Below are 12,660 nucleotides of genomic sequence, written 5' to 3'. Positions count from 1 at the left end.
TTCCCGTACCCTGCGAAAGGCATTTTTCATGCAGCTTCCCGTTTGGTTTGAGGTCGGCTCCTTTGTCGTCCTCGGAATCATCCTGCTGATCGACCTCCTGCTGGTCGTCAAGCGTCCCCACGAACCGTCCATGAAGGAAGCCGGCCTCTGGGTCGCCTTCTACGTGACACTGGCACTGATCTTCGCTGTTGCGATGTTCTTCTTCGCCGGCCACGAATACGGTGGACAATTCATCGCAGGCTGGGTCACTGAGTATAGCCTCAGTATCGACAACCTCTTCGTCTTCATCATCATCATGGCCCGGTTCTCGGTGCCCAGGAAGTACCAGCAGGAAGTGCTGATGGTGGGCATCATCATTGCCCTGATCCTGCGCGGCATTTTCATTGCCCTCGGTGCCGTGGTCATCGAGCAGTTCAGCTGGGTGTTCTACATCTTCGGTGCGTTCCTGCTCTGGACCGCCTGGAAGCAGGCCAAGGATTCCGGCGAGGATGAGGAAAACACCGAAAACGCGCTGATCACCCGCCTGCGCAAGGTTCTGCCCATGTCGGAGACTTTCGACGGCGGCAAGATCCGCACCACGGTCAACGGCAAGAAGGTCTTCACCCCCATGCTCATCGTGTTCATCACGATCGGCATGACGGACCTCCTTTTTGCAGTGGACTCCATCCCGGCGATCTTCGGCCTCACCCAAAGCGCCTTCATTGTGTTCACCGCCAATATCTTCGCGCTCATGGGCCTTCGCCAGCTGTACTTCCTGCTGGGTGGCCTGATGAACCGCCTGATCTACCTCAAGCACGCCCTGTCCGTGATCCTCGCGTTCATCGGTGTGAAGCTGGTCCTGCACGCCATGCATGTCAACGAGTTGCCGTTCATCAACGGCGGCCAGCACATCGAATGGGCTCCGGAGATCCCCACCTTCGTTTCCTTGGGTGTGATCGTGGGCACGATCGTCATCGCCGTGGTGGCGAGCCTGCTGAGCCCGGCAGCACGCCAGGCCAAGATCGACGAGCGTCTCGAAGAAGATGCCCGCAAGAGCATGAGCGAAGCCGAGTAACCGGCCACGGGAAGTTGTAGTCTCATGAGGTGACTACCATTTCTCCTACGGCGCTGGACCCCCAAGGGGTCCAGCGCCGTACTGTTTTCCTGCTGGGGTCTGCCCAGCTCCTCAGCGGTATTGGCAATGGTGCCACGCTGTCCATTGGCTCCTTGCTTGCTGTGGACCTGTCAGGTTCGGAAGCCTGGGCGGGATCGATCACCACGGTGCTGACTCTCGCCGCGGCCCTCACTGCCTTGCCGTTGGCACGGCTCGCAGAACGGCGTGGCAGAAGGGTTGGACTGGTGACGGGCCTGGTGTCCGCACTGGTTGGCGCTTTGCTGATCATGTGGTCGGTGGTGGCGGCGTCCTTCCTGCTCCTGCTGCTGGGGGCAGCGCTGCTGGGGCTTGGTACCGCAGCGAATCTCCAGGCGCGGTTTGCCGCCGTGGACCTCGCTGATGCGGAACACCGCGGACGGTCGCTCTCCATCGTTGTCTGGGCTATCACCATCGGAGCCGTAGCCGGGCCCAACCTGATCCAGCCAGGAGCTGTGGTGGGCGAAGCCCTGGGGCTGCCGCCCATCGCAGGACCCTTTGTCTTCTCGGCGGTCGGCCTGTTCCTGGCCGCGGCAGTGCTCTTCTTTGGGCTGCGCCCGGACCCGCTCCTGCTGGCGCGCCGGCTCGCGTCCGAAGCCGCCGGCCCGGCCGCATCCGCGGCCAGGGGCAGCATCCGTTCAGGACTCGCGGCCATCCGGTCGTCCCCACGGGCAGGGCTTGCCCTCGCGGCCGTCATTGGCGCCCATGGCATCATGGTTGCCGTCATGTCCATGACGCCTTTGCACCTTCAGCAGATGCTGGCCGGCTCCCACTCGGGCCACCATGCAGCCACGGACAGCACTGATGCGCTGGTGGTCATCGGCCTGACCATCTCCCTGCACATCGCCGGCATGTTCGCGTTGTCACCGATGTGGGGATGGCTCACGGACAAGGCAGGACGGCTCCAGACAATCGCCATGGGGTACGGCCTGCTGCTCGTGGCCGTCGTGGTTGCAGGATTCGGGCAGTACGAGCCGGTACTCGTCACCCTTGGCCTGATCAGCCTGGGCCTCGGGTGGTCGGCCGCCACGATCGCCGGGTCAACGCTGCTGGCCGAGAGTGTTGCCGATGACCAGCGGGTGACGGTCCAAGGCGTATCGGATACCCTCATGGGTGCTGCGGGAGCCGTGGGCGGGGCCACCTCGGGCGTCATCCTTGCATGGATCGGCTACCAGGGCCTCAACATCGTTTCCGGTGCACTGGCCGCGGCGGTGCTGGCGATTACCCTCACCACCGCGGCACGGAGTGGTTCGCAGGTGCCCCCGCAGGGCCCGCTTGACGGACCTGCCACGGAGCAGGCGGCATAACCCGGCTGCCCGCGACGGTCAGCCTGCCCGGACCATACCCAAGAGCCGCCGGAAAATGCCCTCTCCGTCCTCACCGATACCGTCATGATGGAATTCATCGGTGACCCACGGCTGGAGGCCACGGACCGACGACGCGGTCTCGAGCGACAGATCGTGATCAACGTAGATGTCGTCCCGGTACACTGCGGCTGCCACTGGAACAGTGTTGACGGCAAGCTGCTGGAGGTCGTATAGGGGTGCCCAGTCCTTGATCGCAGCCAGTTTTTCGGCCACTGGTCCCAGCGGCACCAGTGCCGGGTCCTGCTCGAAGTACCAGGGATAGACCATTTCGCCCGTCAGCAGCGGATGCTCTGCCCCCGGCAGGAACTCGGGGAAGTCTTCCAGCACGCGCCAGGCCGCCCAGTCCGTAGCCTCGCCCTGTCCGTAAATCGACTCATGGAGCACGGCGTACAAGGGGTTGGCTGCGCGGCTGACCTGGCTGTGCACCTGCTCCAGGAATACCTGGGACAACCTGTCTCCCGCCGGGGTGGGGATGAAGGCGTCCTCGAGCAGGTAGTGCAGTGCATGGACACGCGTGTTGCCGCCCAGGAACGATCCCACCATCTGGAAACGCTCCGGCGTCAACCTCTCGCCACTGGGCAGGAACTCCGGCTGAACCTCGAGATGCCGGGCGATCCGGGTGACGATGCCGCGGTCTCCCGGATACCAGTGGAAGTACTCCTCGTTGCGGGCCGCAACGCGGCGGAACGTAGCACGGTAGACCCGGTCCGCCGGGCCATGCAGGGGAGCCAGCCCACCGGTGATGAGGACTTCCCGCAGGCCTTCCGGTGCGAAGGACAGGTAAGTCAAGGCGCAGAAGCCACCAAAACTTTGTCCCAGGACCGTCCACGGTTCCGAGCCAAGGACACCGCGGATGAATTCGGCGTCCGCCACGATCGAGTCTGCGCGGAAGTGGGTCAGGTATTCGGCCTGGGCGCTGACATCGCCCCTGAGCGCCAGTGATTGCTGCTCAACAGGCGTCGACAGCCCCGTTCCACGTTGGTCCAGCATCAGGATGCGGAAGTCACGCGCCGCGGCTTTCATCCATCCGGACAGGGAAGTGACGCGGTTGCCCCGGCCGCCTGGACCGCCTTGCAGGAAGAGCAGCCAGGGGAGGTCGGCGGCCTCCGCTGCACTGTGTTCAAGGGAGGAGTACTCCCTGGCGAACACGGTGATGGTTTCGCCGGCACTGTCCGGACCATGCACCAGCGGGACCGTGAAAAAATGCTCGGCCGTTCTCAGGCCACGGAACTCGTGCCGGGCCTTGATGGTGTGCACGGCCGCCGGGGTGCTGCGGAGATCAACCATGAGCGAGTGCCTTGCCGGCGCCGTCCCTGCTCCCGAAGGACTCAAGGGCACTGCCCGTCAGCCGGAAGGTTGACCATTCCTCCATGGGGACCGCACCCAGGCCCTTGTAGAAGTTGATGGAGGGTTCGTTCCAGTCCAGAACGCTCCACTCCACCCGGGCGTAGCCACGTTCGACGGCGGTCGCTGCCAGGTGCTGCAGGAGAGCCTTCCCGTGGCCTTCTCCGCGTGCTTCCGGAACCACGTAGAGGTCTTCCAGGTAGATGCCGTGGACACCCTCCCACGTGGAGTAATTAAGGAACCACAACGCGAAGCCCTGCACCGCTCCGGCGGCGTTCGCGGCAATGGTTGCATACACCCGAGGGTTCTCACCGAACAGGACATCGGCCAGTTTCTCCGGGGTGTTCTTGACGGCGTCCGGTTCCTTCTCGTAGATCGCGAGGTCGTGGATCATACGGAGGATTGCAGGGACGTCTTCAACGGTGGCAGGGCGGATTACACTCATGGATCCGAGCTTACTAGGGCAGTCCCGCTGGATCCTGCCATCGGGGTTCCGAGGAACCATAGGGGACCGGGGCGGAGCGGTAGGTGAGCGGACCGCCGTCGAGCATCAACGGCGGATCCACGAACCGAAGCCTGCCGTAGGCGCTGTCGGAGAACCGGTAGCCGGGAGCGGGAAGTGTGTCCGGGGTCCCCGCGGCAGGGCGGAGCACGAAGAGTTCCTCTGCCGTCCTTGCCAACGAGAGCCGGGCCGCGCCTCCTGTGCCCTTGTCACGCCGCTCCGCCAGCAGGGCAAGCACGGCCGCTGCAATGCCGTATCCGGTCGCGTGGTCCAGGGCCTGGATCGGAAGCGCACCCGGCTGCCAGCCGGCTTTGTCCTGTCCATAACGTTCAGCGATACCGCAGGCGGCCTGGACCAGACTGTCGAAGCCCCTGCGTGCTGTCCACGGCCCGTCGTATCCCCACGCGGTCAATGCGACCACCACCAGCCCTGGCCTGTCGTGCAGCAGCGCGGACGCGTCCAGTCCATAGCGGTCCAGACTGCCGCCACGATACCCGGTGATGACTGCGTCGGCGCCGTCCAACAAGGCGCGCACGCGCTGGAGGTCCTGTTGCCGGGCAAGGTCCAGTTTGACGCTGCGCTTGTCGAATCCGGAATCCACGAAAGCGTCCTCGAGCTCGGGCATGCCTGGAGGGTCGACACGTAGGACATCAGCACCAAGGGCTCCCAGGAGCCGGGTTGCGGTGGGGCCTGCCACCACGCGCGTCAGATCCAGCACCCTGAGTCCGTCGAGCGGACGGCCGGCATCCCTGTCCGGAACCCAGCCGTTCCGCGCACCGGAATGGCCTGCCGGGGTGAAGGATATCCAGGGCCCTTGGGTGGCCGCACTCAGGGGCGAGGACCGCCATTGCTCCCGCGAGCGAACAGCCGCCGCAGCACCTCCATGAGCCGCGATCACGGCCTCGGCGTCCAAGGCCGTCATGTCCAGCACGGCACGGTCGACGTCTCCCGGACCTGCCGCGGACAGCGCTTCCATGAGTCGGGCAGCATGGTGGGGGTAATTGGCGTGCAACCGGATCCACCCGTCCGCTGTCCTCCGGAAGCCGGACATGGGCGCGAACCCCTCCGGTTTCCGTCCGTCTACCCGCAGGTTTCCCAGCGAGTCGAAGGCAGCGGCGACGCGTCCGGCCTCCACGGAGCTCCGTTGCCTGCCGGTCAGGGCATTCAGTGCGGTGGCGGCCGCGGCCACGGAACCCAGGGCGAGGCCTTCGACATCCAGGCCCCCGGGCGGAGCAGCCCACCAACGCCGTGGGCCGGTGACAGAGGCAGGACGCTCGTGGCGGAGGGCGTCAAGGGTCCGTAAGCAGGACACCAGCCGGACCACCGCCTCCATGCCCGCGCCGCCTACAACCTATTAACGTTGGTCACGCGCACCACGGCCGTTCCGGTCCGGTCCGACTCTGCAAGATCAACGTCCGCTGAGATACCCCAGTCATGGTTTCCGGCAGGGTCGTCAAAAATCTGGCGGACCCGCCACGTCCCCTGTTCCTCGTTGATGATCAACAGACCCGGGCCCCTGGCGTCGGGGCCCGTTCCGATGTCATCGTGTTCGTCGAAGTAGTCATCCAGGACGTCTTCCCAACGCTCGGCATCCCAGCCGGAATCGGAGTCCAGCGCGCCCAAGGCTGCGGAGTCTTCATCCGCGAACAGTTCCACGCGCCGGAACATCTCGTTGCGCACCATGACCCGGAAAGCCCGGATGTTCGAGGTGAGCGACGGGGGTGGCGGCGGGGGAGCGTCGTGGGGAGTGGGGGCAAGCCCTGAGGTGAGCTCTTCCCATTCGTCCAGCAGGCTGGAGTCAACCTGGCGCACCAGTTCCCCAAGCCAGGCAATCAGGTCTTCCAGGTCCTCGCGCAGCAGGTCCTGGGGAACGGTCTGGCGCAGGGCCCTGAAACCATCAGCGAGGTACCTCAGCACGATCCCCTCGGACCGCGCGAGGCCGTAGAACTGGACGAACTCGCCGAAGTTCATGGCCCGCTCGTACATGTCCCGGATGATCGACTTGGGAGCAAGTTCGAAGTCGCCCACCCACGGGGCCGCCTTGCGGTAGACCTCGAACGCCTCACCCAGGATGTCCGCCAGCGGCATGGGATAGGTGACCTCATCGAGCATCGCCATCCGCTGGTCGTAATCGATGCCGTCCGCCTTCATGGCGGCGACTGCCTCGCCGCGGGCCTTCTTTTGCTGCGCCGAAAGGATCTGCCGTGGTTTTTCCAAGGTGGACTCGATGACGGAGACGACATCCAGCGCGTAGGAAGGCGATTCCGGGTCTAAGAGTTCCAATGCTGCCAGCGCGAAGGGCGACAACGGCTGGTTGAGCGCGAAGTTTGGCTGCAGATGGACAGTCAGCCTGACCCCGCGCCCCTCCGCATCCTGGTCTGCTTCCGGGATTCGTTCCACCACGCCCGCCGCCAGCAGTTCCCTGTAGATTCCCAGGGCCTTTTTGATCAGCTTCAACTGGGACGCCCTGGATTCGTGGTTCCCGGTGAGGAGGCGGCGTGTTGCTTCAAAGGGATCGCCCGGGCGTTCCATGAGGTTCAGCAGCATGGCATGGCTGACCGTGAAGCTCGAAGACAGCGGATCGGGTACGGATTCGACCAGCCGCTTGAACGTGGACTCACCCCAGCTGACGAAACCCTCCGGTGGCTTCTTCCTGACGACTTGCCGGAGTTTCTTCTGGTCGTCGCCGAACTTGGCCACTGCCTTGGCCATGGCTTTCGCATTCTCCGCCACATGCTCCGGCGCCTGGACCACCACCGTACCGGCAGTGTCGTATCCGGCCCGTCCTGCGCGGCCGGCAATCTGGTGGAACTCACGGGAGTTAAGCACCCTGGTGCGTACGCCGTCGTATTTGCTCAGCGCCGTCAGCAGGACGGTGCGGATGGGCACGTTGATGCCCACCCCCAAGGTGTCGGTTCCGCAGATGACCTTCAAGAGCCCTGCCTGGGCGAGCTGCTCAACAAGCCGGCGGTACTTGGGCAGCATGCCTGCGTGGTGGACGCCGATGCCGTGGCGTACGAGCCTGTTGAGGGTCTTCCCGAACCCGGCAGCGAAGCGGAAACCGGCAATGAGCTCAGCGATGCGGTCCTTTTCTTCCCGGCTGCACATATTGATGCTCATCAGGTTCTGGGCACGCTCAATCGCCTCGGCCTGGCTGAAGTGCACCACATAGACCGGAACCTGCTTGGTGGAAAGCAGTTCCTCGAGGGTCTCGTGGACAGGCGTCTCCTGGTAGTAGTAGTGCAACGGAATCGGGCGTTCGGCGGAGCTGACCGTGGTGGTGGGGCGGCCTGTCAGGTCGCTGAGTCCCTTTTCGAACCGCGTGACGTCGCCCAGGGTGGCTGACATCAGCAGGAACTGTGCCTGGGGGAGTTCCAGCAGCGGCACCTGCCACGCCCAGCCCCGCTGCGGGTCCGAGTAGAAGTGGAACTCGTCCATGATGACAGCGCCAAGCTCCGCGGCCGCACCCTCGCGCAAAGCGGTGTTCGCGAGGATCTCTGCCGTGCAGCAGATGATCGGCGCGTCCTGGTTGACCCCGGAATCGCCGGTAATCATGCCCACGTTTTCGGCGCCGAAGATCTCGCAGAGCGCGAAGAATTTCTCGGACACCAGTGCCTTGATGGGCGCCGTGTAATAGCTGCGCCGGCCGCGGGCCATTGCTTCGAAATGCGCGGCAATGGCAACCAGCGACTTTCCCGATCCCGTGGGAGTGGCCAGAATCACATTGGAGCCGGATGCGAGCTCCATGATCGCTTCATCTTGGGCCGGGTAGAGCTGCAGTCCGCGGCTCCCGGTCCATTCAACGAACCGCGTGTAGATCTCGTCCGGGTCCAGTGGACCATCGGCGGCGGAACCGGGAAGCTGCTCAAGAAGTTTCATTGGTTTCCAGCTTAGTGCCCGGAAGGACTAGGCTCGCCCCAGCAGTGGAGCAGGCGCGAGGAGGCCGTATGAAGTGGGATCCATCAAAATACGTGGAGTTCGGCGACCATCGCAACCGCCCGTTCCACGACCTCGTCGCCCGGGTACAGGCCGAGGCTCCACGGAAGGTGGTCGACCTCGGCTGCGGCCCCGGGAACCTGACGGCCACCCTCGCGGAGCGCTGGCCGGACGCAAGCATCGTGGGCCTCGACTCCTCGCCCGAGATGCTGGCCAAAGCTGCCATTGTTGCCGGGGGATCACCCAACCTGTCTTTTGTCCACGGCGATATTGCTGACTGGATGCCGGATGACGACACCGACGTCGTCATCACGAACGCGGCGCTCCAATGGGTTCCGGGACACCAGGACATGCTCGCAACGTGGCTCAGGGCACTGAAGCCAGGGGCTTGGTTCGCCCTGCAGGTTCCGGGAAATTTCACGTCACCGTCCCATACCCTGATGCGGTCCCTTGCCGGTTCGCCGCAGTGGGCGGAACGCGCAGGGGACGTTCTCCGGCACGACGGCGCCGTCGCCGCACCGTCGGACTACCTGGGTTTCATGCTCGACGCCGGATGCCAGGCTGACGCTTGGGAAACCACCTACCAGCAGGTACTGCAGGGCAAGGATCCGGTGCTCGAATGGGTTCGGGGGACGGGACTGCGTCCGATCCTTGATGTTCTGTCCCCGGAAGATGCCGCAGCGTTCGAGACTGAGTATTCCGCGTTGCTGCGGGAGGCTTATCCCCCGACCCATCACGGCACCGTGTATCCGTTCCGCCGGATTTTTGCTGTCGGCCGGAAGAACCCGTGAGCGGCGGACGCAACGCACCGGCTCTTAACGGCTTGTACCCGCAGGGCGACGCTGGTCTAATTCTCGGCATGGACCAAGGACGCTTCGTTGAGCAATACCCGGTGGGCATGGCGCCGGTTGCAGGCCGGTGTTCACGGTGACGCCGGCAGACGGCTTCCCCGGTTCGTGGCGCCCCAATACCAACAGTGGGGTTGCGCTTTTTGAACAACTGCGGCTCCGGATCATTGAACTCGCGGACTCCGGTAAACTCCCGGTCGGTTCGAAGCTTCCGCCGGTCCGCAACCTGGCCGGCGTGCTGGATGTGGCCCCGCATACTGTTGCCCGCGCCTACAAGGAGCTGGAAGCGGCAGGGGTGGTGGCCACCCGTGGTCGCAACGGAACCGTGGTGTGTCCAAGGGACGACAGATGGGGCGCTTTGGCGGCCGTCGCGGCCCAGTATGCCGCTGCAGCGAAGGCCCAGGGGGCTTCCTTCGCCGAGGCGGTGCAACTTTTCGCCGCAGCCTACGACGCCGACTGAAATCCGACGGCAGGGTGTGAGGAACGACATGGCGGTTCGAAGAAGTTTTCGATTAGCATTGGGTGCGTGCCCAAAGCCTTAGCTGAAGATACTGCCATCGAATCCCTGAAAAGCGTCTCTGTCGTTCCCGATGACAAGCCCACCCGGCCGGACCTGTCCCGGCTGGTCGTCAAGGGCGCCCGCGAACACAACCTGCGCAACGTGGACCTCGATCTTCCGCGCGATGCAATGATCGTCTTCACGGGCCTTTCCGGTTCCGGCAAGTCCTCCCTGGCTTTCGACACCATCTTCGCTGAAGGGCAGCGGCGCTACGTCGAATCCCTTTCCGCTTATGCCCGGCAGTTCCTGGGGCAGGTGGACAAGCCGGATGTGGACTTCATTGAAGGCCTGTCACCCGCGGTTTCCATTGACCAGAAGTCCACCAGCAAGAACCCCCGCTCCACGGTGGGCACCATCACGGAAATCTATGACTACATGCGTCTTCTGTGGGCCCGGGTGGGACGTCCCCATTGCCCGGTATGTGGCGAGCCCATTGCCCGCCAGACCCCGCAGCAGATTGTCGACCAGTTGCTGGAGCTCGAAAGCGGCACGCGGTTCCAGGTCCTGGCTCCCGTGGTCCGCGGACGCAAGGGCGAATTTGTAGACCTCTTCAAGGAACTGACAGCCAAGGGATACTCACGCGCCCGCGTTGACGGTGAACTGGTCCAGCTCAACGAGGCTCCCAAGCTGGGCAAACAGTTCAAGCACACCATCGAGGTGGTGGTTGACCGCTTGGTGGTCAAGGAAGGCATCAGCCAGCGTCTGACGGACTCGGTGGAGACCGCCCTTGGCCTGGCGGAGGGACGCGTCCTGGTGGAGTTCGTGGATTTGGATGCCGATGATCCGGCAAGGATCCGGGCCTTCTCGGAGAACCTCGCCTGCCCCAACGAGCACCCGCTGGCCATCGACGAGATCGAGCCCCGGTCGTTCTCCTTCAACAACCCCTTCGGTGCCTGCTCCGCGTGCAGCGGCATCGGCACCAAGCTGGAAGTGGACGAGGAACTTATTGTTCCCAATCCCGAGCTTTCCCTCGGGGAAGGCGCCATCGCTCCCTGGTCCCTGGGCACCGCCACCACGGAGTACTGGAACCGTCTCCTTGAAGGCCTCGCCCTGGAACTTGGCTTTTCCATGGACACGGCCTGGGAGAAGCTTCCCAAGGATGTCCGCAACACTGTCCTTCACGGCAAGGACCACAAGGTAGTTGTCCAGTACCGCAACAGGTTCGGCCGGGAACGGAAATACAGCACCGGATTCGAGGGCGCCATCCAGTACGTCCACCGCAAGCACGGTGAAACCGACTCCGACTGGGCCCGCGACCGCTATGAAGAGTACATGCGCCAGATTCCGTGCCCGGAGTGCAACGGTGCCAGGCTGAATCCCGCGTCGTTGTCCGTGCTGATCAACGGAAAGTCCATCGCAGAGGTAGCCGCACTTCCCATGCGGGAATGCGCAGCCTTCCTTGGCAACCTGACCCTGACCGGCAGGGAAGCGCAGATCGCCCACCAGGTTCTAAAGGAGATCCAGGCCCGGCTGACGTTCCTGTTGGACGTTGGGCTTGAATACCTGAACCTGGAGCGGGCTTCGGGCACGCTGTCCGGTGGCGAGGCGCAACGCATCCGGCTGGCCACCCAGATCGGTTCCGGCCTGGTGGGCGTGCTGTACGTGCTCGACGAGCCCTCCATCGGCCTGCACCAGCGTGACAACCGGCGGCTCATTGAGACCCTGACCCGGTTGCGGGACCTCGGCAACACCCTGATTGTGGTGGAGCACGACGAAGACACCATCCACGAGGCCGACTGGGTGGTGGACATCGGACCAGGTGCCGGGGAGCACGGTGGCCAGGTGGTGCACTCGGGCCCCTACAAGGAACTGCTGCAGAACACGGAATCGTTGACCGGCGACTACCTGTCCGGCCGCCGCAGGATCGAGGTCCCGGCCAAGCGCCGCAAGTACGACAAAAAGCGGGAGCTCAAAGTCGTCGGCGCGCGGGAGAACAACCTCAACAACGTTGACGCCGCGTTCCCCCTGGGCCTTTTCACGGCCGTCACTGGTGTCAGCGGGTCCGGCAAGTCCACGCTGGTGAACGAGATTCTCTACAAGGTCCTTGCCAACAAGCTCAATGGCGCCAAGCAGGTGGCAGGCCGTCACCGCAGCGTCCAGGGGCTGGAGCACCTGGACAAGGTGGTGCACGTTGACCAGAGCCCCATCGGGCGTACGCCGCGGTCCAACCCGGCAACGTACACCGGCGTTTTCGACAACATCCGCAAGCTCTTCGCCGAAACCACCGAGGCCAAGGTCCGCGGCTACCTGCCCGGGCGCTTCTCCTTCAACGTCAAGGGCGGGCGGTGCGAAGCCTGCTCCGGCGATGGCACGCTGAAGATCGAGATGAACTTCCTGCCGGACGTCTACGTGCCCTGCGAGGTCTGCCATGGTGCCCGGTACAACCGGGAAACCCTGGAAGTCCATTACAAGGGCAAGACCATCGCGGATGTCCTGAACATGCCCATCGAGGAGGCTGCGGAGTTCTTCGCTGCGTTCACTCCGATTGCCCGGCACCTGAAAACCCTGGTGGATGTTGGTTTGGGCTATGTGCGCCTGGGCCAGCCCGCCACCACCCTCTCGGGTGGTGAAGCCCAGCGCGTGAAGCTCGCGGCGGAACTCCAGAAACGGTCCAACGGCCGCAGCATCTACGTTCTGGATGAACCCACCACCGGGCTTCACTTCGAAGACATCCGCAAGCTGCTCATGGTACTTCAGGGGCTGGTGGACAAGGGCAACACGGTCATTACCATCGAGCACAACCTTGACGTCATCAAGTCCGCTGACTGGATCGTGGACCTCGGACCCAACGGTGGTTCGGGAGGCGGCAGGATCGTAGCCACGGGCACGCCCGAGGACGTAGCGAAGTCCCCGGACAGCCACACGGGAACGTTCCTGGCCGAGATTCTCGGCTAAGGCCTCACAGCAGAGCCAGCTGGCCGGTAGGCAACATCGTCACGCCCTGGAAGTATTCCCGTAGCGGCATGCGAGTTTCA

The 12,660-nt window shown here is 64.0% G+C and carries 9 protein-coding genes; 5 read left to right on the top strand and 4 right to left on the bottom strand.

From position 1 onward, the window contains the following. Window positions 1-28: 28 nt before the first annotated feature. Both ACSVIE_RS00635 and ACSVIE_RS00630 read left to right on the top strand, forming a co-directional pair. A complete protein-coding gene (locus tag ACSVIE_RS00635) occupies window positions 29-1,054 on the top strand; it encodes a TerC family protein (protein WP_442422705.1) in 1,026 nt (341 codons plus the stop codon). A 29-nt stretch (window positions 1,055-1,083) separates the two neighbouring features. Continuing rightward, window positions 1,084-2,436, top strand: a complete 1,353-nt coding sequence (locus ACSVIE_RS00630; protein WP_426002569.1) for an MFS transporter — start codon at window positions 1,084-1,086, stop codon at window positions 2,434-2,436. Between the two features lie 18 nt (window positions 2,437-2,454). Here the strand turns inward: ACSVIE_RS00630 and ACSVIE_RS00625 are convergent, their stop codons facing one another. The 4 genes from ACSVIE_RS00625 to ACSVIE_RS00610 are packed head-to-tail and all read right to left on the bottom strand — an operon-like array spanning window position 2,455 to window position 8,221. Continuing rightward, window positions 2,455-3,783 (bottom strand): alpha/beta fold hydrolase, encoded by a 1,329-nt coding sequence (locus ACSVIE_RS00625; protein ID WP_426002570.1) that lies wholly within the window; start codon window positions 3,781-3,783, stop codon window positions 2,455-2,457. Further along, window positions 3,776-4,285: a GNAT family N-acetyltransferase gene (locus ACSVIE_RS00620; protein WP_426002571.1), complete on the bottom strand. Its 510-nt coding sequence runs from the start codon at window positions 4,283-4,285 to the stop codon at window positions 3,776-3,778. The genes ACSVIE_RS00625 and ACSVIE_RS00620 overlap by 8 nt, the downstream gene beginning before the upstream one ends. A gap of 13 nt (window positions 4,286-4,298) precedes the next feature. After that, complete coding sequence (locus ACSVIE_RS00615) at window positions 4,299-5,675, bottom strand: CoA transferase (RefSeq protein ID WP_442422704.1); 1,377 nt, start codon at window positions 5,673-5,675, stop codon at window positions 4,299-4,301. Between the two features lie 11 nt (window positions 5,676-5,686). Further along, the gene (locus tag ACSVIE_RS00610) at window positions 5,687-8,221 is read right to left on the bottom strand and encodes a DEAD/DEAH box helicase (protein WP_442422703.1); all 2,535 of its coding nucleotides are present in this window, start codon (window positions 8,219-8,221) and stop codon (window positions 5,687-5,689) included. 68 nt (window positions 8,222-8,289) lie between these two features. On the opposite strand from ACSVIE_RS00610, the gene ACSVIE_RS00605 reads away from it, so the two are divergent. The 3 genes from ACSVIE_RS00605 (at window position 8,290) to uvrA (ending at window position 12,580) form a co-directional block, all read left to right on the top strand. Next, on the top strand, window positions 8,290-9,069 hold the full coding sequence (locus tag ACSVIE_RS00605; RefSeq protein ID WP_442422702.1) for a trans-aconitate 2-methyltransferase: 780 nt from the start codon (window positions 8,290-8,292) through the stop codon (window positions 9,067-9,069). A gap of 136 nt (window positions 9,070-9,205) precedes the next feature. Then, the gene (locus ACSVIE_RS00600; protein ID WP_442422701.1) at window positions 9,206-9,586 is read left to right on the top strand and encodes a GntR family transcriptional regulator; all 381 of its coding nucleotides are present in this window, start codon (window positions 9,206-9,208) and stop codon (window positions 9,584-9,586) included. 66 nt (window positions 9,587-9,652) lie between these two features. Beyond that, window positions 9,653-12,580, top strand: coding sequence for an excinuclease ABC subunit UvrA (gene uvrA, locus ACSVIE_RS00595; protein WP_442422700.1), 2,928 nt, complete (start codon window positions 9,653-9,655; stop codon window positions 12,578-12,580). The last annotated feature ends 80 nt before the right edge of the window (window positions 12,581-12,660 follow it).

The sequence above is a fragment of the Paenarthrobacter sp. NCHU4564 genome (assembly GCF_052156435.1).
Taxonomy (GTDB): domain Bacteria; phylum Actinomycetota; class Actinomycetes; order Actinomycetales; family Micrococcaceae; genus Arthrobacter.
This window is presented reverse-complemented; position numbering and strand designations above follow the sequence as displayed.

Bases quoted from the DNA above. Each gene is read 5' to 3' on its own strand.
- ACSVIE_RS00635 (WP_442422705.1), top strand. From the start codon at position 29: ATGCAGCTTCCCGTTTGGTTTGAGGTCGGCTCCTTTGTCGTCCTCGGA.
- ACSVIE_RS00625 (WP_426002570.1), bottom strand. From the start codon at position 3,783: ATGGTTGATCTCCGCAGCACCCCGGCGGCCGTGCACACCATCAAGGCC.
- ACSVIE_RS00620 (WP_426002571.1), bottom strand. From the start codon at position 4,285: ATGAGTGTAATCCGCCCTGCCACCGTTGAAGACGTCCCTGCAATCCTC.
- ACSVIE_RS00615 (WP_442422704.1), bottom strand. From the start codon at position 5,675: ATGGAGGCGGTGGTCCGGCTGGTGTCCTGCTTACGGACCCTTGACGCC.
- ACSVIE_RS00610 (WP_442422703.1), bottom strand. From the start codon at position 8,221: ATGAAACTTCTTGAGCAGCTTCCCGGTTCCGCCGCCGATGGTCCACTG.
- ACSVIE_RS00605 (WP_442422702.1), top strand. From the start codon at position 8,290: ATGAAGTGGGATCCATCAAAATACGTGGAGTTCGGCGACCATCGCAAC.